23 protein-coding genes are annotated in these 21,590 nt (G+C 57.6%); 7 read left to right on the plus strand and 16 right to left on the minus strand.

Annotated elements, in window-relative coordinates:
- Positions 1 to 7 precede the first annotated feature (7 nt).
- Entirely contained in the window at positions 8 to 1,081 is a 1,074-nt protein-coding gene (gene xerS / locus EAV92_RS07955; RefSeq protein WP_123040566.1) for a tyrosine recombinase XerS, read from the plus strand.
- Here xerS and EAV92_RS07960 read toward each other — a convergent pair.
- Together EAV92_RS07960 and EAV92_RS07965 are read right to left on the minus strand one after the other, a co-directional pair.
- Positions 1,078 to 1,647, minus strand: coding sequence for a thioredoxin family protein (locus EAV92_RS07960; RefSeq protein ID WP_123040567.1), 570 nt, complete (start codon positions 1,645 to 1,647; stop codon positions 1,078 to 1,080). The two genes, xerS and EAV92_RS07960, sit on opposite strands and share 4 nt — an antisense overlap.
- Positions 1,625 to 2,803 carry an MFS transporter gene (locus EAV92_RS07965; RefSeq protein ID WP_164472680.1) on the minus strand — a complete coding sequence of 393 codons (1,179 nt, stop codon included), beginning with the start codon at positions 2,801 to 2,803 and terminating at the stop codon, positions 1,625 to 1,627. Before EAV92_RS07965 ends, EAV92_RS07960 begins: the two co-directional genes overlap by 23 nt.
- Before the next feature lie 132 nt (positions 2,804 to 2,935).
- On the opposite strand from EAV92_RS07965, the gene pdxR reads away from it, so the two are divergent.
- The gene (gene pdxR, locus EAV92_RS07970; RefSeq protein WP_123040569.1) at positions 2,936 to 4,339 is read left to right on the plus strand and encodes a MocR-like pyridoxine biosynthesis transcription factor PdxR; all 1,404 of its coding nucleotides are present in this window, start codon (positions 2,936 to 2,938) and stop codon (positions 4,337 to 4,339) included.
- A gap of 31 nt (positions 4,340 to 4,370) precedes the next feature.
- Here the strand turns inward: pdxR and EAV92_RS24485 are convergent, their stop codons facing one another.
- Both EAV92_RS24485 and EAV92_RS07975 read right to left on the minus strand, forming a co-directional pair.
- Positions 4,371 to 4,532, minus strand: a complete 162-nt coding sequence (locus tag EAV92_RS24485) for a hypothetical protein (RefSeq protein WP_164472681.1) — start codon at positions 4,530 to 4,532, stop codon at positions 4,371 to 4,373.
- Between the two features lie 66 nt (positions 4,533 to 4,598).
- Complete coding sequence (locus tag EAV92_RS07975; protein WP_123040570.1) at positions 4,599 to 4,991, minus strand: MmcQ/YjbR family DNA-binding protein; 393 nt, start codon at positions 4,989 to 4,991, stop codon at positions 4,599 to 4,601.
- Between the two features lie 133 nt (positions 4,992 to 5,124).
- Here EAV92_RS07975 and EAV92_RS07980 point away from each other — a divergent pair, with 133 nt between their 5' ends.
- Positions 5,125 to 6,141 carry a ParB/RepB/Spo0J family partition protein gene (locus EAV92_RS07980; RefSeq protein WP_123040571.1) on the plus strand — a complete coding sequence of 339 codons (1,017 nt, stop codon included), beginning with the start codon at positions 5,125 to 5,127 and terminating at the stop codon, positions 6,139 to 6,141.
- A 75-nt stretch (positions 6,142 to 6,216) separates the two neighbouring features.
- Here EAV92_RS07980 and EAV92_RS07985 read toward each other — a convergent pair whose 3' ends face one another.
- The 6 genes from EAV92_RS07985 to EAV92_RS08010 form a co-directional block, all read right to left on the minus strand.
- Entirely contained in the window at positions 6,217 to 7,638 is a 1,422-nt protein-coding gene (locus tag EAV92_RS07985) for an NAD-dependent malic enzyme (RefSeq protein WP_123040572.1), read from the minus strand.
- A gap of 163 nt (positions 7,639 to 7,801) precedes the next feature.
- Positions 7,802 to 9,436: a b(o/a)3-type cytochrome-c oxidase subunit 1 gene (locus EAV92_RS07990; protein WP_123040573.1), complete on the minus strand. Its 1,635-nt coding sequence runs from the start codon at positions 9,434 to 9,436 to the stop codon at positions 7,802 to 7,804.
- A gap of 12 nt (positions 9,437 to 9,448) precedes the next feature.
- Positions 9,449 to 9,919 (minus strand): cytochrome c oxidase subunit II, encoded by a 471-nt coding sequence (locus EAV92_RS07995; protein WP_123040574.1) that lies wholly within the window; start codon positions 9,917 to 9,919, stop codon positions 9,449 to 9,451.
- Between the two features lie 15 nt (positions 9,920 to 9,934).
- A complete protein-coding gene (locus tag EAV92_RS08000) occupies positions 9,935 to 10,051 on the minus strand; it encodes a cytochrome c oxidase subunit 2A (protein ID WP_241158477.1) in 117 nt (38 codons plus the stop codon).
- A 160-nt stretch (positions 10,052 to 10,211) separates the two neighbouring features.
- On the minus strand, positions 10,212 to 10,601 hold the full coding sequence (locus EAV92_RS08005) for a cupredoxin domain-containing protein (RefSeq protein WP_123040576.1): 390 nt from the start codon (positions 10,599 to 10,601) through the stop codon (positions 10,212 to 10,214).
- Positions 10,602 to 10,727: 126 nt separating this feature from the next.
- A complete protein-coding gene (locus EAV92_RS08010; RefSeq protein ID WP_123040577.1) occupies positions 10,728 to 12,023 on the minus strand; it encodes a stalk domain-containing protein in 1,296 nt (431 codons plus the stop codon).
- Positions 12,024 to 12,165: 142 nt separating this feature from the next.
- Between EAV92_RS08010 and EAV92_RS08015 the strand changes: the two genes are divergently transcribed.
- Positions 12,166 to 12,939, plus strand: a complete 774-nt coding sequence (locus tag EAV92_RS08015) for a C39 family peptidase (protein WP_123040578.1) — start codon at positions 12,166 to 12,168, stop codon at positions 12,937 to 12,939.
- A 51-nt stretch (positions 12,940 to 12,990) separates the two neighbouring features.
- Here EAV92_RS08015 and EAV92_RS08020 read toward each other — a convergent pair whose 3' ends face one another.
- From EAV92_RS08020 to gluQRS, 5 genes are all read right to left on the minus strand, one after another.
- Positions 12,991 to 14,220 (minus strand): RNA polymerase sigma factor, encoded by a 1,230-nt coding sequence (locus EAV92_RS08020; protein ID WP_123040579.1) that lies wholly within the window; start codon positions 14,218 to 14,220, stop codon positions 12,991 to 12,993.
- A complete protein-coding gene (locus tag EAV92_RS08025; protein WP_123040580.1) occupies positions 14,217 to 14,564 on the minus strand; it encodes a YciI family protein in 348 nt (115 codons plus the stop codon). The genes EAV92_RS08020 and EAV92_RS08025 overlap by 4 nt, the downstream gene beginning before the upstream one ends.
- A gap of 625 nt (positions 14,565 to 15,189) precedes the next feature.
- Positions 15,190 to 15,747, minus strand: coding sequence for a GNAT family N-acetyltransferase (locus tag EAV92_RS08030; RefSeq protein ID WP_123040581.1), 558 nt, complete (start codon positions 15,745 to 15,747; stop codon positions 15,190 to 15,192).
- A 1-nt stretch (position 15,748) separates the two neighbouring features.
- On the minus strand, positions 15,749 to 16,369 hold the full coding sequence (locus tag EAV92_RS08035) for an HD domain-containing protein (protein ID WP_123040582.1): 621 nt from the start codon (positions 16,367 to 16,369) through the stop codon (positions 15,749 to 15,751).
- A 19-nt stretch (positions 16,370 to 16,388) separates the two neighbouring features.
- On the minus strand, positions 16,389 to 17,345 hold the full coding sequence (gluQRS, locus tag EAV92_RS08040) for a tRNA glutamyl-Q(34) synthetase GluQRS (protein ID WP_123040583.1): 957 nt from the start codon (positions 17,343 to 17,345) through the stop codon (positions 16,389 to 16,391).
- Between the two features lie 195 nt (positions 17,346 to 17,540).
- Between gluQRS and EAV92_RS08045 the strand changes: the two genes are divergently transcribed.
- Genes EAV92_RS08045 through EAV92_RS08055 form a run of 3 tightly spaced genes read left to right on the plus strand, consistent with a single transcriptional unit; the run spans position 17,541 to position 21,258 of the window.
- Positions 17,541 to 19,355 carry an ABC transporter ATP-binding protein gene (locus EAV92_RS08045; protein WP_123043628.1) on the plus strand — a complete coding sequence of 605 codons (1,815 nt, stop codon included), beginning with the start codon at positions 17,541 to 17,543 and terminating at the stop codon, positions 19,353 to 19,355.
- Entirely contained in the window at positions 19,352 to 20,026 is a 675-nt protein-coding gene (locus tag EAV92_RS08050) for a response regulator transcription factor (protein WP_123040584.1), read from the plus strand. The genes EAV92_RS08045 and EAV92_RS08050 overlap by 4 nt, the downstream gene beginning before the upstream one ends.
- Positions 20,023 to 21,258, plus strand: a complete 1,236-nt coding sequence (locus EAV92_RS08055; RefSeq protein ID WP_241158478.1) for a sensor histidine kinase — start codon at positions 20,023 to 20,025, stop codon at positions 21,256 to 21,258. Before EAV92_RS08050 ends, EAV92_RS08055 begins: the two co-directional genes overlap by 4 nt.
- Here the strand turns inward: EAV92_RS08055 and EAV92_RS24720 are convergent.
- Positions 21,226 to 21,531 carry a response regulator transcription factor gene (locus tag EAV92_RS24720; protein ID WP_206424292.1) on the minus strand — a complete coding sequence of 102 codons (306 nt, stop codon included), beginning with the start codon at positions 21,529 to 21,531 and terminating at the stop codon, positions 21,226 to 21,228. The genes EAV92_RS08055 and EAV92_RS24720 overlap by 33 nt on opposite strands.
- Positions 21,532 to 21,590 lie beyond the last annotated feature (59 nt).

Here is a 21,590-nt window from a genome sequence, read left to right on the forward strand (position 1 = left end):
AAACGCGTTGAACCTGCAGAAAAAGAAAGACCGCGAAGAGCTCGAGAAGCACATTCCCGGCATGCCCTGGTACGTCGAGAAGTTCATTAACTATAAACTGCCCGATCTGTCCCCCTCGTCCTTGCTGGAATACGTGCGGGATTACGAAACGTTCCTTTCTTGGCTGCAAGCGGAAGGCTTGACGAGCGCCGCCACGATGAGTGCGATTCCGATCGAGGATCTCGAACGGCTCCATATGGACAGCGTGGACAACTTCCGCATGTTCCTCGCCACACGCAAAGAGCATGCCAACGGTAAAACGACCATTTCACGCAAGCTCTCCTCCCTCCGTTCCCTGTTCCACTATCTCAGCCAAATCGCGGAGGACGAGAACTTCTATCCCTTGCTCAAGCGCAACGTGATGGCCAAAGTGTCGGTCAAACGCACGCACAAACCGAAGGACACGGCCGCAAAACTCGAAGGCAAACTGCTGCAGGAGCAGGAAATCATCGAGTTCATCAACTATATCCGCAACGACTACGCGCACGACGTAGCCGCCAACAAGCAAGCAACCTACGCACATGAGCTCAACCGGATCCGCGACTGCTGCATCGTCAGCCTGATCCTCAACTCCGGTCTTCGCGTGTCGGAGCTTGTCCACCTCGATATGGACGATCTCGACATGAAGCGCAAGCTCGTCTACGTCTACCGCAAAGGGAAGAACGACGACACCTTCAAGACGCCGGTCTACTTCCGCCAGGACGCCGTCGAAGACCTGGAGCAATACCTCGCCCAGCGCGAAACCCGATACAAAGCGCCGAAGCGGGAAAAGGCGCTGTTTCTCGCGATCGCGAACGGCCGCCAAGAAGGCTCGCGCATGACGAAGCGGGCGATTCAGGAGATGGTCGTCAAATACGCCAAAAGGTTCGGAAAACCGTTCCTGTCCGTCCACAAGCTGAGGCACTCTTTCGCGACCGACTATTACTTGCGGAACGATTTGTACAAAACCCAGGAGCAGCTCGGCCACGCCTCTCCGGAGACGACGCAAATCTATGCCCACCTGACCGACAAAACGATGGAAGAAGCGATCGACCGCCGTTAAACGCCGAAGGACGCGATCAGCTGCCGGACCTCCGTCACCACGGCCGACACGTAATCGGTACTGCGGTAAATGCTTTCGATCTCCCTCCTGACGCGGGACACCTTTTCTTGGTAATCCGGATCCGTGCGGTCCGGATTTTTGCGTCTGAATTCATTCATGACTTCTTGAATGTAAGCCGGTCTTGCTCCCCATTTGCCCAGCACCGTTCCTTCCCCGTCCAAGAAAAGCACGATCGGTTGGTTACGCCCTCCGTCGGTCAGAAACAGGTCCATCGTCTCCAAATGCTCCTCCATAGGCAGCACCTCGACAGGCACGCCGGCATCCTCCAGCATTCGGAACAACAGCGGTACGTTCCAGATCACGTCTGGACACCAATCGGTACATAGGATCAGCACCTGCAGGTTTTTCGCGTTGGCGAACCCTCGAAAATATCGCTCATCCTCCCTATTCGGCCATTCGAAAGCTCGATAGATGTCCTCAAAACGCTCCCGGTTCTTCTGCATCCCCTCCATGAACTGCTTCGGCGTGATGCCGGTCCCGACTTTATGCGGCAATCGAATCGTCATGTTTCATTCCTCCATTTTTCGTGATATACAGTTTCGTTTTCGTGGCGGCCAATGCGAGCAACGCGGCTCCCGCGCTGATCCAGGCGATCTCGATGCCCGACCCGCCGGATGCGTATACCAGACCTCCGAGTCCGGCGCCGATCGCTTGCCCGAAATAGACAACGGAGCTGTTGAAGGCCAAAATGGTACCGGCTTCCGTTGGACGCGGCGAGACGAGTTGATGCTGCTGCGACGGATAAAAACCCCAATGTCCGATCCCCCACAGCAGGACGACGGCCGTGAATCCGATCGCAGAGTGAACCGCAAACGGCATGATCAAGAACGATGCCGCCATCAGCAGCAAGGCGTATCGGATCGTCGACACCGGCTTCCAACGATCCGCGAACAGACCCCCGAGCACGATTCCGACGACCGAGGCGATCCCGTTCATCAGCAGGACGAGACTCGTCCTCTCCGCGTCCATCTTCAGGAGCGAGGATAAAATCTGCGGCAGATACGTTTGCAGCTCATAGGTCGCGATAATCCACCCCAAGGATACGGCCCATCCTCCCCGGTAAGCGGGAGTCACTGCGAATGACAGCTTTCGGCGGACCAACGCGGTTTCCGCCCGCGGCAGCTGCGGCAGCGTGAGCCACAGGCTTACAGCCGCTGTAATCGTCAGAGCGAACACGAGCAGAAAGCTCCACCGCCAGCCGAAAACCTGGCCGATCCATGTGCCGAGCGGCGCACCCGCCACCAGAGCGGCAGGCAATCCGCCGTTGACGATGGCCAGCGCCGCTCCCCGACGCTCGGCCGGGGCCAATTGCGCCGCCGTTGCCGGCAGCGACGGCGAGAATGTGGCTGCGCATAATGCCGCCAACACCCTCATGCCTAGCAGCATGGCGAAATTCACGGCGAATGCGGAACCGAGATTGGCCAAGGCGAATCCCGTTATCGCACCGATCATGACCGGTTTACGGGGATACTTGCCCGCCATTGCCGATAAAAACGGCGCAGTAACCGCATAAGTGACCGCGAATACCGTAACCAATTGTCCGGCTGCGGCGGCCGAAACCGACAAACCTTGGGCCAGCTTCGGCAACACGCCGCCGATCACGAACAGGTCCGTCCCCAAGCTGAACATCGCCAGAGCGAGAAATACCATTTTCCGAACCATCCGGATCCTCCCCCTCATTCCTCTTCATTTCGGTTGGCAATTTCATCCTATCATGCTAAATTAGTTTTATTTAGGACCACTTTTGCGCAATTTTGAGCATACCAATTTTCCGATAAAGGGGCGCAAACGAGCATGACCGGAGACATGGCATCCGCAGGAACGAAAACCGAACAGATCTACGCTCTGCTAAGGGATCGGATATTGCAGGGGCAATTAAGAATCGGCCGGCGGCTGCCGTCTACGAGGGATCTCTCCGGCGAGCTCGGCGCGTCAAGGTCCGTGATCGTGGAGGTTTATGAACAGTTGATCGCGGAGGGTTACGTGGAAGGTCGCGTGGGTTCGGGTACCTTTGTCGCGGACTGGAAAAGCGGCGGATTCGTTGAAGGTCCGCTCTCGGGAGATGCGGCGTCTTCCATGCCGATCACGTTCGAGCGGACGAAGCGCAACCCTTACATCGATTTCATGCCCAGCTTCCCGTCCTTGCAAGACGTTCCGCTTGCCAGGTGGACCGCCGCCTATCGAGAATGCGCGGCAATCGCCGATCCTGCGGTTTTGGGTTATGGCGACCCGGCCGGGGGGCCGGAGCTTCGCCTGCAGATCGCCCGCCTGCTGCTGCAAACCAAGGGCTTCCGCTGTTCGCCCGCCCAAGTCATCGTGACGGCAGGCGCGACGCAAGCGTTATCGCTGCTATCGAAGCTGCTGCTGGCTCCAGGCAAAACGATCGTGACGGAGGATCCGACCGCGAATTTCATACTCGATATCTTCGTTTCCTCAGGCGCAAACGTGGAACCCGTACCGGTCGACCGGCATGGTTTATGTGTAACGGAGCTGAAGGATGCGATTCGGCCGGCAGCGGTGTTCGTCACGCCGTCGCACCAATTTCCGTTCGGGGGCATCCTCCCGATTCAGCGGCGGCTGCAGCTGCTCGAATATGCCCGCCGTACCGGCTGTTACATCATCGAAGACGACTACGACAGCGAGTTCCGTTATTCGGGCATGCCGGTACGCGCTATGCGGGAATGGGACGCGGAGCGGGTCATCTATGTCGGGACATTCAGCAAGAAATTGTTCCCGGCCTTGCGGATCGGTTACATGGTCGTGCCGGAAGCGCTGGTAGAGCCCCTTGTCCACATCAAGAAAACGGCGGATTTCCATGTCCCGGCGCTGCCCCAGCTCGCGCTGGCCCGATTCATGGCGGAGGGCCAATTGGATCGCCATGTGGCCCGGATGAAGCGGGTATATGCCCGAAGACGAGCCCGTCTGCTCGCTTCTTTACGCCAATGGTTCGGTTCCGATGTGGAAACGGATGGAGACGCCGCCGGTTTGCATTTGGTGGCCGATTTCTCAGGTGTCCGGTTTGACGACGCGCTTACGGAGGCGATTAAAGAACGCGGCGTGCTTGTCTACCCCGCGGAATCGTTCGCCATCCGCAAAGGCCGTTACGAAAGCAAACTCATTTTGGGTTTCGGTAATGTCACGGAGCGGCAAATCGAGGACGGGGTCCGAACGCTCGCGGACGTGCTCAAGAACCGATGATAGACAAATAAGAGGACCCGCGAGGGCCCTCTTATTTATTGCTTTTCTTCGCGGCCAGCCAGAATACCAGGATAATGACCGGAATCAGGATGAACCATGGAATGTGGATCGTGCTGCCGGTCAAGAACGCGAACACGGTAATCGCGATGAATCCGACGATCAGGTACAGGCAGCCCCTGCCGAAAGTCTCCATCCCACTCACTCTCCCGTTTACCCATTGTATACGGGATCGTTGCGAATGATCACCAATACCGTCGCATCATTGCTGATGATAGGCTTGGACAAGCTTTTTCGGCGCCGCTCGAAGATAGGCTTCGATGATCAGCTCCCGGAACTCGTCCCAGTCGCGGATCTCTTTGTTTGCCACCTGAACCCACCCATGCTGGCCGATATAAGGCGCGCGGATGTAGGGACCTTTTTGGATCAACACCTGCTGCGTTTCCTTATCGCTTTTGATGTTGCAATTGCCGCCCCAGCCCTTCTCGCCTTCGCCCATCATGACGAAGGACTTGTCCCTCACGCGAAACGTCGTATGACCGAAGCCGTCGATTTTCTCCTCCGCCTCCGGCAGTCCGGCGCAAATCTCGCGAATCCGGTCGCGAACGGCGAACGCGGTCTCCGAGACGAGCACGTGCTCGCTTTCGAAAGCCATTATATCCGATCCCCTTCCTGATTCCGATAGAGACGAGTATAGCGAAACGTATTGACGCCCGACGCGCAAAATGGTTAGCTAAAACAAGTCGGACATCCGGTCCCAAGCCCTCATGGACGTTAGGAGAATTCATATGGAAATGATCGAACTTCCCCTGCACTTGATCGACGAAGATACCGATCAGCCCCGTTACCAGTTCGATGACGAGGCGATCCAAGAGCTGATGAACAGCATCTCGGAACTCGGCCTGCTGTCTCCCATCAAGGTGAGAACGCTCGACAACGGCCGCTACAAAATCATTTACGGCAACCGCCGCTACAAAGCCTCCAAAAACCTGGGCCGCGCGACGATTCCCTGCATCGTGTCGAACGTGACGGACGAATTGGAGATCTACCTCGAGCAGATCGCGGAGAATTTAACCCGTGAAGGCTTCTCTCCGATCGAGGAAGCGGAAGCGTTCCACAAGCTGATGAACGATCCGAAATTCACGAGCTCCGTCAAATATCTCTCCAGCAAGCTCGGCAAACCCGAAGCCTATATCAAAAACAAGCTGGAGTTGCTGAAATTCGACGCGAAAGTCAAAAAGCTGATCGTCGGCGGCACCGAAATCCGCAAGGACAAGCTGACCGAAGACCAGCTCCTGCCGCTGAAAGACTTGCCGCTCGAGCATCGCGACTCTCTCGCGCTCATCGTTGCCCGGGACGAGCTGCCGGTCAGCGACGTCAAGAAAATCGCGAAGCTGTTCAAGGACAAAGAGATTTCCGCGGGCACGAAGGACAAGCTGCTGTACAAATCCGGCCGCGAACTGCTCGAAACCTGGTCGACGTTCGAAATGAACCGCGCCGAACGAGCCAAAAGAGCGGCTGAACCGAAGGAACCGCCCGCGCAGAAAGCGAAACCGGCTGCAGAGCCGGAAGCCGTAGAGGCGGAGCCGGCCGTCAAAGCCAGCCCGATCGAGACCCAGCTCAAGAAGCTGCTGGGCTCCCTCCCCGCGGAGGCGGAACTACCATTCGCATGGCTGCCCTCCTATTCGCAGATCCCTTCGGAAAGCCGGGAGCCGTTCATTAACGACGTTAACCACTGGATCGAGACGCTGGAGAAGCATCTCGACGAATGGCGGAAAGTGAAAGATGCGCTGATTAACGGTTAATGACGTTAATATTCGACGATATTTGACGCGTTCCCTGTCCGGGGACGCGTTTTTTCGTCGAAACCGGTCACCGTCTTACCGGAATTCCCGCGGAATCCGGCGGGCAACGCCGGATCGTATGGCCGCTTCCACCACCCGGTCGCGGATCGTCTTGACGATCTCTTGGTTGAACACGCTGGGGATGATATAGAGCTTGTTCCGCTCCTCGTCCCGGATGACCGATGCGATCGCTTCCGCGGCCGCCAGCTTCATCTCTTCATTGATCTCGGTCGCCCTGCAGTCGAGCGCCCCGCGGAAAATACCCGGGAAGCAAAGCACGTTGTTGATCTGGTTCGGATAGTCCGACCGGCCCGTCGCGATGACGCCGACGATATCCTCGGCCTCTTCCGGCGTGATTTCCGGCGTCGGGTTCGCCATCGCGAACACGATCGGATCCCGTGCCATTCGCTGCACGTTATGCCGTTTCAAAAGCCCGCCGGCCGACAAACCGATGAATACATCGGCACCCTCCACGGCTTCTTCCAATCCCCCGCTGATCCTGCGTGGATTGGAATTTTCCGCATACCACCGCCACATCGGCTGCGCGTACTCCTTGTCGGCCGTCAAGATGCCTTCTCGGTCGACGCCGATGATTTCCCCGACGCCTGCCGCCATCAGAATCTTGCTGCAGGCCACGCCTGCCGCTCCGACGCCGCACACGACCACCTTCACGCTGCCGAGCTCCTTGCCGACCACCTTAAGCGCGTTGATCAAACCTGCATACAATACGACGGCCGTACCGTGCTGGTCGTCATGGAAAACCGGGATGTCGAGCTCCTCACGGAGCCTCTTCTCGATCTCGAAGCAGCGCGGCGAAGCGATGTCCTCTAAATTAATGCCGCCGAACGCCGGCGCGATCGCCTTCACGTGGCGGATGATTTCTTCCGTATCCTGCGTATCCAGGCAAATCGGGAACGCGTCGACGCCGGCGAACTGTTTGAACAGCATCGCTTTGCCTTCCATGACCGGCATGGCCGCGTACGGGCCGATGTTGCCGAGACCGAGCACGGCCGTCCCGTCCGAGACGACGGCGACCGTATTGCGCTTGATCGTCAACGTGAACGCTTTGCCGGGATCCTCGCGGATCGCCATGCAGACCCGGGCGACGTCAGGCGTATAGACCCTGGACAGGTCGTCGCGGTTTTGGATCGGCGTTTTCGGAGCGATTTCGATTTTGCCTCCCAAGTGCAGAAGGAACGTCCGGTCCGATACGTTCACGACCCGGATGCCTTCCAAGCTTTTCAAAGCCTCAAGCACCCGGTCCAAATGCTCGTTGTCAACCACCATAACGGTCAAATCGCGGATCGTCGAGTCCCGTCCCGTGTGGATGACGTCGATGGCGACGATGTCCCCTCCGGTGACGGCGACGGCGCTTGCCACCTGGCCGAAATGAATGCGATCCGTCCTGATCTCCAGGCGGATGATGACGCTTTTGCCTCCTGACATGCCGGTACCCATAGGACTCATTGGATTCGAGAACCTCCCGCTGTCGGATATGGAGGCCGTCCGTGGAATCGGACCGGCCCCTCTTCCGTTACTATAACAGATTCCGGCATACGCAAAAAAGCACGGGCCCGCGAGCGGATCCGTGCTTGATCTCAATATGGCCTTAACATAAGGGTTACCACGTCACGTATCCCGGCGACGTCACCGTGTTCCGCAGCATATCGATGAGCGGAATCGTATACGCGAACAGGATGAGCGCGACGGCGATGCCAAGCCACAGGCCCCAGCGTTCCAGGAAACGCGGCGTCGCTTCTGCGTTCTCCGACACTTCGCCGATCGGATACTGGGTTTCTCCTTTCGGAGCGCGGAGCAAGGCGATCACGTTGCCGATGATCAGCAGCACGCCGACGAAGAGGATGATGCCGCCGACCGCCATGGCGACGTGGTAAGGCATCCACAGGATCGCGTCCGGATTGTCGTCGTAAGTCGTGTAGGCCGTCCGTCTCGGCGAACCGAGCAAACCGACGGTATGCATCGAACCCGACATGATGAACATCCCGACGCACCATACGATCGTCTGGATGATGCCTGCTCGGTTGATTCTCGGCGTCAGGATGCGCCCCGTCACGGTTGGGATGAGCCAGTATACGATGCCGAAGAACGTGAGTGCCACGCTGGTCGCCACCGTCAAATGGAAGTGGCCCGTGACCCACAGCGTATTATGCACGACCGCGTTCATCTGGTTACTGGCGTTGATGATGCCGCCAGCACCGGCGGGAATGAAGATCAGCATGCCCATGAACGGCGCGAAGAAACGGACGTCTTTCCACGGCAGCACCTTCATCCAGCCGAAGAGGCCTTTCGCTCCTTTCGCGCGTCCGTTCAGCTCGAACGTCGCGAACAGCGAGAACGCCGTCATGAGCGACGGAACGATGACCATGAAGGTGAGCACGACCTGGAGGTATTTCCAGAAGGTCGAGATACCCGGTTCCATCAACTGATGGTGGAAACCGACCGGAATCGAGAACAGCAGGAACAGCATGAACGACAGCCGCGCGAGAGAATCGCTGAAAATGCGTCCTCCGATGATTTTCGGAATGACGACGTACCAGCAAATGTAAGCCGGCAGCAGCCAGAAGTAAACGAGCGGATGGCCGAAGTACCAGAACAGCGTGCGGCTCAGCACCACGTTGACCGTATCCACCCAGCCGAACGACCACGGGATCAGCTGCACGACGACTTCGATGGCCACGCCGATCGTGGCGACTTGCCACAGCAGCATCGTAACGACGGACATGTAGGCGAACAGTGGAGACAGCTTGTTGGGGTTCGTCCGCTTCCAGCGGCGGTATTGCAGGAAGATGCCGAAGCCGCTCAGCCAGCTGCCGATGACCACGAGAGCCAGCGCGATATAGAACCACGGCGACGCCTTCATCGGCGCGTAGAACGTATACAGCACGGTCGCTTTGCCGAGCAGAATGACGACGACCCCGATCACCGTGCCTACGGACATGGTCCAGTAACCGGCCCACCCCAGCTTTTTCGAAGCCGGCAGCAGCTTGCCGCCCAGCGTGTGCGATACGCCGGAGTAGAGGAACCCGATGATGAAGTACGTCGTGAAAATAAGTGCCATGAGGACGCCGTGCGCGGTCAGCAGCTCGTAATAGCCGATGTTCGCGGGAAGCGTGATCGTACCGCCTCGGACCATCCCCTGCAACATCCCCGCGATGCCGCCGACGAGCAGCGCCGCGAACGCGAACAGAATATGCGCGATAACCAGCTTGCCGTCGCTTCGATCGAAATTTTTCATCCTATTCTCCCCTTACTTGACGACAATGGTGGTCTTCATGTATTCGTGGCCGGTGCCGCAATACTCGTTACAGATGATCAGATACTCGCCCGGTTCATCGAACGTGTGGCTGATATGGCTGATTTCGCCGGGCTCGATCATCATGTTGACGTTCGTTCCGACGATCGAGAAGCCGTGTACGACGTCCGAAGTCGTGACCATGAAATCCACGGTGGAGCCGGCCGGTACTTCGAGCTTCTGCGGCTCATAGCCGAATGCATAGGCGACGATGACCGCTTCATATTGTTTGTTGCCGGTTTGGGTGATGCCCGGCTTGTCGAACGGAGCCGTTTGGTTCACCTTCGTAGGATCGATCGTGTGGTGATCCATGCTGGGGGGCGCCATCCCCATGGTGAAGGCCATCGTGCCGAGCACGATCAGAAAGATCGCGAGCATCCCGATGCCGATGCTGAGCCAAATTTTCTCTAGACGGTGAAGATGCATGAAGTCCACTCCTTTTTAGTTACGGGCCATATAAAGCGCGAAAACGCCGATCCACGCGACCAGGATGAAAGCGCCCAGCAGCATGACGGAGACGAACGTCCCCTTGAGAGAAGGCTTATCTTTTTTCTTCATCTCGAAATGACCTCCCGTCTGTCGATGTCTTGCCTTCATTGTAGGGAGTGAGCCGGGTTTTCCTCTGTGACAAATATCACATCCGGCGTGAACGCTTTGTGACAGGTTGCGACAAATACAAAAAAACGCCTCCCTTACGGGAAGCGCTTGTTCATCTCGGTTATTCGACGATCAAGGTGCCGGTCATCTTGGCATGCCCTTGTCCGCACATGATGGAGCAGGCGAAGTTGAACGAGCCGGCCTTATCGGCAGTGAAGGTTACCGAACCGTTGCCTTTGATCTCTTTGTCGTAGCCTTCGATTTTGAGGCCATGATTGCCTTGGCTGTTGGCCAGCGTGATCGTGACCGTGTCGCCCTTTTTCACCTTGATTTCTTTCTGGTCGAACTCGAAGTTTTTCGCGTTGATCGTAATCTCTTTAGCGGCACCGGCGGCGGTGCTTGCCGCTGCGCTCGCGGCCGGTGCGGCTTTGTCCTCGGATTTGCTTCCGCAGGCGGAGAGAATCAGCGTTGCCGCCAGCACGAATCCGAGCGTGAATAACCATTTCTTCATGGGGTGTCCTCCTTCAATATCGGGCTGGGTTTATCATAAACCCGTGCCGGAGGCCCCCACTGTGAGAAAAATCACTTTTTGCCGGAAACCACAAAATGGACACAATTGGAAAGCGTGCAGTTGGCGTTAGTTCGAAACCGTGGTCAGTTTGACGACGGAACGGTTGATCGTATCCGTCATCTCCTGCCCATAGTACGAATAAAGTCCGATCCGCCAAAATGCCGCGCCTTTGAGCGCGTAACGTTTCGCAAGACCCAGCTTGTCGTCAATCGTCTGCGGCGTTTCGCTCCAGAGGTCGATGCCCAAAATGAGCTTCTCCTTCGGTACGCCGGCTTTGAGCAGTCCCGTAATCGCGGCTTCGACTTTCGCATTGGGCTGCGGCGTATGGTTGGGCGTTCCGGCCGGATGATAGGCGTATGCCATCACGACGAGATCGTCCGCAAGGCCCGCCAGCGTCGCGTAGTCGTAACCTTTGTACGCGCCGTTCGGAGGCGGTACGGCCAGCGACAGCTTCAGGCCTTCGGGCTTAAGCTTGCTTGCGAGCAGGCTCACGTAATCGTTGAACAGTTTCCGTTGTTCGGGAGCGTTGTCCCGTAGTCCGAGACCTTCGAAGTCCAGCTGTACGCCGCCGAACCCTTTCTCTTTCGCAAGCTTCAAAATGCCGTCGATCGAACGGTCACGAAGCGCAGGATCGCTCAACATTTTCGTCAACTCATCGCTGCCGTCCACCGCGAAAACCATCAGATAAGGCGCAATCCCTTCGGCGGAAGCGCCGCTCACGATGGATTCCGGCGATGCGTCAGTCGCTGCGGGCGGCCAGTAGAAGTCTTTGCCGCTTGTCGTCAGTTCGCCGTTGGCGTCCAACCGTGCCCAACCGAAAGCGACGGAGTTCATCTCATCGATATGGGCGCGCTCGGCGAACGAGCTGATAGCGTAAAATCCACGGAGGTACATTTCCCTTAGCGGAGAAACGATCGAAACGGTACGGGTCGTGCCGTCCCAGCCGACCTTGGCGCCGAATTGCGTGCTGAAAAAGTTCAGCGGAATGAGCGTCCGGTCGTTCATCGTGTAAGGCGCGGCGATAAGCTTAACCGATTTTCCGTTGACGGTGGCGGTGATTTTGCCCACATCGAGCACGACCGTCGTCGCCTGGCCGTTCACTTGGCCCGTTGCGGTAATTCTCCTCAGCTTCGCATTCCATTGAATGTCGATGCCCATCGCTTCCGCGATGGAACGGAACGGGACGAACGTAATGTTGCTTTTGATTTGGGCCTGAATGCCGTCGAAAGACATCGCCACGTCATCAAGCAGGACGGTAACCGGCTTTACGGAGGTGGCTGCAGTTGCGGCTTGTCCGCCTGACGCCGTCAAAGCGGTAGCTGAGATCAGCGCGGCGGCGAGCGTTTTTCCCCATTTGTTCATTCTATGAATCTCCCATGATATCGTTATGACGTTATTCATAGAATTATAGCATGATCCTCTCTCACTAGTGAAATAGAGGAAAATAACCAGTTAAGTGGAAATTTGTATAGATTCAGAATTCGAAGGAAGACGGTGAGGGGAAATGAATCTCGTTTATTACAGCCAAGAAGATCTGCGGTGGAAGAATCAGATGTATTCCAATATCCGAGATTCCAATCAAACGATCGGGCTAACCGGTTGCGGCCCGACTTCCTTCGCGATGGTGTACAGCTCTTTTACCGGAAAGAGCCTGCTTCCTCCCGAGGCGGCAAAATACTCCGTCGATCACGGTTTCCGGACAAGCGAGAACGGGACTTCCTGGGCGCTCTTCCCGAGCATCGCGAAGAGTTACGGACTGAGCTGCGCGGCGACCGGCAGCCTAAACGCGGTGAAAAAAGCTTTGTCTGATGGTGCGCTTGTGATCGCATCGATGAGCGCAGGCGGCCATTTCACGCGCGGCGGCCACTTCATTGTCCTGACGGGCGCACATGACGGATTGATCGACGTCATGGACCCGAACCCGGACAACGACAATTACAAGCACGACGGCATGATCGCAGAAGGCGTGAAAAACGACGGCAGAGTGAGTGGCAAGGAATCGGTGTTCCAGAGCGAGGCAAGGCAGTATTGGATTTTCACTTATCGTAACGAGGAGGACGAGCCCATGAATGACGCGGAAAGAAAAGCTTTCGAAGAACTGGGCAAAAGGGTCGCTCAGCTGGAGGCGGACAAGAAAACGCCGGCCCCCGATTGGTTCTTGAATGAGTTCGGCAGCGCCGATCTCGGAGGAATCATTGAGGACCCGCATGGCACGACGGATTTCTGGCGTGGACTGGCAGTCGTGATTCGTGCGGCTAGACAAGGAAAGCTCCGATAAAAAGACGAAGCCCCGCTGGCCGTGATGGCTGGCGGGGCTTTTTGCGTTTGTTTAGCCATCAGCTTCGGATTGCCGTTTCAAAAACTCGCGAACGGCCGGATCCGAACAGAGTCCGATGGCTCGGCTGTATGCGGAGCGCGCCTCTTCGATTCGTCGCAGTCGGCGAAGGAGATGGGCGATCAGCGCCCAATAGGGTTGATAGTCTTTGACTGATTCGTCCGGCAGCTCGCGAAGAGAGGCCAATCCCTGCTCGGCTCCTCTCGCTTCGGCTATTGCGGCAGCACGCCCGACCCAGGCGCCGATGGTCGGCGCGATGCGGACGAGACCTTCGTACAGAAGCGCAATTTCTTCCCACGCGGTATGACCGGTTAACGCACGATGGGCATGCACCGACTGGATGGCCGCTTCAAGCTGAAAACGCCCCATTTTACCGGCTTTGGACGCGGTATGGAGATACTGTTCGGCCTCTTCGATCAACGTCCCGGACCAGAGAGAAACATCCTGTTCGGAGAGCGGTACGTAATGGCCGGATGCGAGTCTCCTCGCTTCGCGCCGCGCTTCGCAGTGCAGCATAAGCGCCAGGAGTCCGAGAACTTCCGGCTCTTCCGGCATAAACCGCAGAAGCAATTTTCCCAAGTAGATCGCTTCTTCCGCCATTCCCTGTTTCCGCTGATCGAATCCGTCCGCATCGTTCCAACCGCTGCCGTAAGCGGCGTAGATCGCCTCGAGCACGGCACCGAGCCGTTCCGGCCATTCGTCGGGACCGGGAAGTTCGAATCGGATGCCGGATTCTCTCATCTTCGCTTTCGCCCGGGTCAGCCGCTGACCCATGGTAGAAGGCTTCACGATAAACGCCGCAGCGATGCGAGCCGCTTCGATCCCGAGAACCATTTGGAGCATAAGCGGCGTGCGAATCGAAGGATCGATTTCCGGATGGGCGCAGATGAACAGCATTTGGAGCCTCTCGTCCGGGAAATTCGTGACGGAAGAAGCCCATTTCTGGGCTTCATCTGCCATTTTTAAGAGCATCGGTGCGGCTTGGGATTGCACGCGATCCCGACGCGCTCCGTCAATTAAACGTCGGCGCGCGGCCGTATACAGCCAGGCTTCCGGCTTGTCCGGTACGCCTGACTGCAGCCATTTTTCCAACGCTGCGACGAAGGCATCCGCCAGTGCATCCTCGGCGGCCGCCACGTTCCGCCATCGAACGGCCAAGAAGGCAAGCAGCCGGCCGTAGGCTTCGCGCGCCGCCTTCTCTATCGCGGTTCGTGCGTCCGTCACTTAAGAGACGGCAGGTTCTGGCGCACTTCGACCGCCCGGACGGGACTGCGCGACGCCCACTCCAGCGCGGTTTCTTGATCCGGCACGTCGATGACGAAGATTCCACCCAGCTGTTCCTTCGCCTCGGAGAAGGGGCCGTCCTGCACGCGCACCTCCCCGCCTTGGCGCAGAAGCGTAGCGGCCGTTTCGGGCGGGAACAGCCCGGCGCCGCTGACCACAATCCCCGAGCTGCGAAGCGCATTCACATAGTGCGACCAGCCGGCCAAGTATTCCTGCTGTTTTTCCGGGTCGGAACGACTGGCGAAGTCTTCCTGGCTTTCATAGAACAGTAACGAAAAATGCATCTCGTATATCCCCTTTGCATGTTGTTGAGCGCTTCATTCGCGCTTCGATAACATGACGGATGGAAAAGCACGATTTCTACATTGGCGGAAAATATTTTTTCTTTGATGTGTGAAATCTCAAGTTTACATAATTATTACTATGTAAACACATTGATGAGTTGTGTCACACTCTATTAATTGTAACGGTAAAAAGTAACGTTGGAGCAGATCAGTTACTCTCTCCCGTCTCTGCAGCGGTAAAAGCAACGTTGGAGCAGTTCAGTTACTCTCTTCCGTCTCTGCAACGGTAGAAGGTAACGTTGGAACATCTGAGTTACTCTCTTCCTCCTCTGCAACGCTAGAAAGTAACGTTGGAGCAGTTGAGTTACTCTCTTCCTCCTCTGCAACGTTAGAAAGTAACGTTGGAGCAGTTGAGTTACTCTCTTTCGAACCTGCAACGGGAAAAAGTCCCGCTAGAGCGTCTGAGTTACTCTCTTTCGAACCTGCAACGGGAAAAAGTCCCGTTAGAGCGCATGAGTTACTCTCTTTCGAACGGGAAAAAGTCCCGCTAGAGCGCATGAGTTACCACGAACTCAAATTCTTAACGCCATTAAATATGTTCGTCGGTGAACACGATGACTGCGCCTCAACCGCCCGTCTCCAACGCATCCAGCCACTCCGAGCGCAGCAGTCCCATGACGATCACGTCCACGTAACGGCCGTTTTTGAACTGCTTCTCCCGCAGCCGGCCTTCCTCGCGGAAGCCGCATGACCGGTAACTCCGGCATGCGCGCTCGTTGAAGTCGTAGACCTCCAACTCCAGGCGGTTCAGATTCAGTTCGAGGAACGCGAAACGAACGAGCATCTGCAAAGCTTCCGTGCCGTACCCTTTGCCCAAGTTCTCCGGCGAACCGATAACGATGCCGATCGAGCCGACGCGGTTCTTCCAGTCGATCCGGTCCAAATTGACTTGACCGATGTACGCTTCGGTCTCCGGATCGGCGATGACGAATCCCCGGCTGTCCGAAGTCCCCTCGAGCATCTCCTCCAGAAATTGTTCCGAAGCCTGTAATGGATGAGGATAAAGGAAAATATCGGATAGATGGCACACGATATCCGCGTCGTTCACCCATCGCCTCATCGGCTCCAGGTCGTCTATCCGGTACTCCCTCAGCATGATTTTCGAACCGTACAGCCTCGGCAAATTAACCCCTCTCCCCGGGTTCGTCTTCCTTCAAAATCCCCTTCTCCACCGCCCGGTCCAGCAGCTCCATCGCGAATTCCCACATCGGCGGGGAAATGTGCTCGACAGGCGCGATCCGACGGATTACCTGCGACCGCTTGATGCCGTGCCGAACCCAGCTCTGGCCTCCGGTGTAGTAGTTATGCACGAGCGGAAGCAGCCGGTCGATCGCGTTGGCGTAGCGGGCTTCGACCGTTTCGCCTTCTTCGAACTCCCGCCAAGCCTGCACCCATTCGTCGCGCTGATCCTCAGGCAACAGCCCATAGATCCTGCGGGCCGCCGCTTGCTCCCGTTCTTCCTTATCTTCGTAGCCCACAGCGTCGTATGCGAACGTGTCGCCTGCATCGATCTCCACGATATCGTGCAAAAGCAGCATGCGGACGACGCGGTTCAGATCCGGCTTCGGCTCGGCATACTCATGCATGAGCATCGCGAACACCGCGATATTCCAGCTGTGCTCGGCCGTGTTTTCCCGGCGGCTTCCGTCCATGATGAAGGTTTGCCTCAGCACGCCTTTCAGCTTATCAACCTCCGCGATGAACGCGATTTGCCCCGACATTCTCTCATTGATCCAAGTTTCCATGCAGTCACCCTGCTCCTTTCTAGCGCTCCAAACGTTCCAGCCAATCCTCCGGCAATGTCACCGATTCCTGCGGAATCCGCCCCAAATCGAACAAAGGCAGCAGCTCCTTTGCCGACACCGCTTCCGGTCGATCAAGCAAACCGTACAGCCAACCCAGCAGCCCGACGACCGCTTCCGGCTTCAAACCTGATTCCCTTAGCGAGGAAACCGCGATGTCGCCGTGCCGCTTCGCCAATCGGTTGCCGTCCGGCCCCCTCATCAACGGTGCGTGCGCGTATCGCGGCGGCTCCACGCCGAGCGCTTCGGCCAGCATCAGCTGGCGCGGCGTAGAGTCGAGCAGGTCCCAGCCGCGCAGCACTTCCGTGATGCCCATCGCTGCATCGTCTACCACGACCGCGAGCTGGTAGCCCACGATGCCGTCCGCCCGTTTGACGACGAAATCTCCACCCGCTCCCGCCGCGAAAGCCATCGGACCCGCGATGCCGTCAACAAACTCAACGCCATGCTCCGGCATGGCGAATCGCCAGCTCGGCGGTTTCACCGCTTCCCGCGCCTCTCGCTCCTGCTCGGTCAACCTGCGGCATGTGCCCGGATACGCCGGCCCCTCGGAATGCAAGCCATGCGGTGCGTTCCCCAGCGACATCAGATCCGCCCGGCTGCAATAACAGCGATATAAGTGCCCTTCCCTCGCCAGCTTGTCCAACGCGGCATCGTAAAGCTCGCCGCGCCGGCTCTGTTCGTACGGAACATAAGGCCCTCCGACGTCCGGCCCTTCATCCCAATCCAGGCCGAGCCAGCGCATGTCGGCCAACGCCCGCTCCGCGAATTCAGGCTTGCACCTCGGTAAATCCAGATCCTCCATGCGCATGACGATCTGCCCGCCGCGGGAACGGATTTGCAGCCAGGCCAGCAGCGCGGTTCCCGCATTTCCCAGATGGAGCAAGCCGGAGGGCGTGGGCGCGAATCTTCCCCGCATGCGACATTCCTCCCTATTTTGGCCCAACGGCTTCCATTTCCGTCTATTGTATCACGCGATTCATATTCCGTTCACATTGCTGATGCATTCTGACGTAGGATGACACCGAACGGGAGGTAGATTAACCGTTCACATATCCGCATAATGGAAATACGGACGTATTTTGCGATCCGGAAACCGAAAGGGTGCTTTACTATGAAACCGAACGAACCGAATCCGAACTCAAATAAGAAACCGACCGGCGATTGGAAGGCGTTTTTCGCGCTGCTTCGCCAAGCCAAGCCCTCATACGGCATGTTCGCCGCCGCTTTCGCGCTTAGTCTGATCAATACGGTCGTCAGCCTGTTCGTGCCGTTGTTCACGCGGAACCTCGTCGACGGCTTCTCGCTGCAATCGATCCGTTTCGCCCAGATCGCCGCCATCGGCGGCGCCTTCTTGGTGCAGACGGCCGCGGGCGCGTTTTCGATCTTCCTGTTCAACCGGTTCGGGCAGCAAATGCTGAAAGCCTTGCGAAGCCTCCTGTGGCGCAAACTGCTGCATCTACCCGTATCGCATTACGACAAAGAAGAAACGGGCGCGCTCATCAGCCGCGTCACGAATGATACGGGCGTCATCAAGCAGGTCATGTCCGAGCTGCTGTCCGGCTTTATCACGGGCGTCATTTCGATCATCGGCTCCGTCGTCATCCTGCTCACGCTCGATTGGCAAATGACGCTCGTGCTCCTCATCGCCGTGCCGCTCACGCTGGGCATCCTGTTCCCGCTCGGCCGGCAAATGTACCGGATTTCCCGCAGCATGCAGGATGAGACGGCGGGCTTCACGTCCATCCTCCAGCAGGTGCTCTCCGAGATCCGGCTGGTCAAATCCTCCGGCGCCGAAGCTCCGGAATACGCAAGAGGCATGACCGGCATTCAAGCGTTGTACCGGCTTGGCCTGAAAGAAGCCCGCGTCCAAGCGTTGATCGCCCCGCTGATGGGACTGGTCATCATGACGCTGATGGTCGTCGTCATCGGATTCGGCGGACTAAGGGTTTCTTCAGGCGCCCTGTCCGCGGGCGAGCTCGTGGCTTTCCTGCTGTACCTGATCCAAATCATCATGCCGCTCGGTCAGATCACGGGATTTTTCACCCAGCTGCAGAAGGCCATGGGCGCCGCCCAGAACATGATCGCAACGCTGGGCAAGCCCGAAGAAATCCGCACGGGCGGCAAGCCGCTCCCGCAGACCGAGCTTTCCCTCCGCCTCGACCGCGTCTCGTTCGCTTACAACGGCGGGAACGGTCCCGTGCTGGACGAGGTCAGCTTCCCGATTCCGACCGGCAAAGTTACCGCGCTCGTCGGCCCCAGCGGCAGCGGCAAAACCACCCTGTTCTCGCTGATCGAGCGCTTTTACGAACCTACAGGCGGCCGCGTGCTTTATGGTGACGAACCGATCACAACCTACGATCTCCCCCAATGGAGGGCACGGATCGGCTACGTCTCGCAGGAGAGTCCGCTCATGTCCGGCACGATCCGCGATAACATCGCGTACGGGTTAGACCGCGAAGTCAGCGACGACGAGCTTCGCCAAGCGGCCGCGATGGCTTATGCCGACGCCTTCATCGACGAGCTGCCTCATCAATACGATACGGAGGTCGGCGAACGAGGCATCAAGCTGTCCGGCGGCCAGCGGCAAAGAATCGCCATCGCGCGTGCCTTGCTCCGCGATCCGCAGCTGCTTATGCTCGATGAAGCGACATCCAGCCTGGACAGCAAATCCGAATCGGTCGTTCAACAAGCGCTCGCGAATCTGATGCAAGGACGCACGACGCTCGTGATCGCCCACCGCCTCTCCACGGTCGTCGACGCGGATCAGATCGTTTTTCTCGACAAAGGCTCGGTGACGGGCATCGGGACGCACGAGGAATTGGCCGCCAGCCATCCGCTGTACCGGGAATTCGCGGAGCAGCAGCTCCGTTATGCCGAACAACCGGCGTACGCAGACCATGACCGTGAGGAGGCTTTGAACGTATGACACGAATTATGGTGGTAGACGACGATTCCCATATCCGCGAACTGGTCTCCTTATTCCTTGCCCGGGAAGGGTTCGACATCATGCAGGCGGAAAACGGCCAAGAAGCGCTGGAGCTGATGGAGAAAATCCCGGCCGACTTGGTCGTACTGGACATCATGATGCCCAAAATGGACGGCTGGGAGCTATGCACGGAGCTGCGCGAACGGTACGACATTCCCCTGCTCATGCTGACGGCCAAAGGCGAAACGTCGCAGAAAGTCAAAGGCTTCCGTCTCGGCACGGACGATTACATGGTGAAGCCGTTCGAACCGGATGAACTGGTCGCCCGCGTCAAGGCGCTGCTTAAACGGTATAAAATCTCCATCTCCCAGAAGGTCGCGATCGGCGGCATCCAATTGGATCGGCAAGCATACGCCGTCATTGCCGGTGAAGAACGGCTCACCCTGCCGATGAAGGAATTCGAGCTGCTGTTCAAACTCGCGAGTTATCCCGGCATCACGTTCGCGCGGGAACAATTGATCGAGCAAATTTGGGGGTACGATTACGAAGGCGACGAGCGCACGGTGGACGTGCATATCAAGCGACTGCGGGAACGGTTTCCCGACGAGCGGTACGGCTTCCGGATCACGACGATCCGAGGGCTCGGCTACAGGTTGGAGGCGGCGGAATGAGGGACGAACGCAGCGGTATTTTCGGCAGGATTCGCAGCCGCCATATGGAGAGACACGACCGACTGCTTGCCTCCCAGGAGGAATATTACCGGCAAATGCGGCAAAACGGCGGCAGGCAGCCGGCCAAACGTCCCCGGACTCCATGGAGATGGGTGCTGTTCGGATCGGCGATTTTTCATGTCACCTTGATCGTCCTCTATCTGATCGCCAACTGGATCATGTCGCTCATTTACCGGACCTGGTTTCCCGATATCGGTCACACCATCGGCCGGCAATTATTGACCGCTTTTCTCATGGTGAATTTGTTAGGGCTCGTCATTTTAATGATCCGGTTCATATTCGATCCCGGCCGTCAGCAGATCACCTTATTCATGAATTGGATCGAGGCGATGCGCAAAATCGCCAAAGGGGAATTCGACGTCACGTTGGAATCGGATCCCCGCAAACTGGGCCAGCTCGGCATTCTGGTCCGCAACTTCAACCAAATGGCAGACAACCTTAGCCAAATGGAGAAAATGCGGCAGGAGTTCATCTCCAACGTTTCGCACGAATTCCAGTCCCCGCTGACGTCGATCGGCGGCTTCGCGAGGGCGCTGCGCAGCGAGGATTTGCCGGCCGAGACTCGCCTTCATTATCTTCGGATCATCGAATCCGAGAGCGCGAGGCTGTCCAAGCTCAGCGATAACCTGCTGAAGCTCACGTCTCTGGAATCGAACAAGCATCCTTTCGAATCGAAGCCCTACCGACTCGACCGCCAGCTGCGTCGTTCCATCCTCGCCTGTGAGCCGCAATGGCGTGCGAAACGGCTGGAGCTGGACGTCGAGCTGCAGGAAACGACGATTTCCGCCGACGAGGATCTGCTGAGCCAAGTCTGGCAAAACCTTCTGCATAACGCGGTGAAATTCACGCCCGAAGGCGGCACGATCCGCGTGGCTTTGGAAGAACGCGACGGTCGGGTCCTTGCGGAAATCACGGATACCGGCATCGGCGTCTCCGACGAGGATCTCCCCCACCTTTTCGAAAGGTTCTTCAAAGCGGACAAAGCCCGCAGCAGCGCCTCCGGGGGAAGCGGGCTCGGGCTTTCGATCGTGAAGAAAATCGTGGACATGCACGGCGGCGAAGTGTCGGCTTGCAGCCGCGCCGGCGAAGGAACCTCGTTCCGCGTCGAGCTGCCGAAAGAGGCGATTCCCCCGGCAGGGTCATTGCAAGGTCAAGGTACTTCCGCTCAATAAAGATCTTAAAAACAGGGCCTGCAGTTCTCTGGACGAGCGGGTCCTCGTTTTTTCCATCAAGCTCGCCAAATGGTGTTTGACCGTTTTCACCGAAATGTGAAGCGTGCTGCTCAAGTCCTCGTTGCGCAACCCCCAAGTCAGAAGCGTGCTAAGCACTTCCTTCTCCCTCCGCGTAAGCGAGTATCGATCCCCGAACGCCTCGAACAACGGCTCGAAGTCGTGATCTCCCCGTCCCGTCGGCTCCCATAGGGCCGTTTTCATCAAGATCGACATGCGATCCCTCCTCATCTCTCTACTCTCTGTCCGAGCTCTATCTCCATCGAATATGATAG

This window comes from Cohnella candidum, assembly GCF_003713065.1.
GTDB classification, from domain to species: Bacteria; Bacillota; Bacilli; order Paenibacillales; family Paenibacillaceae; genus Cohnella; species Cohnella candidum.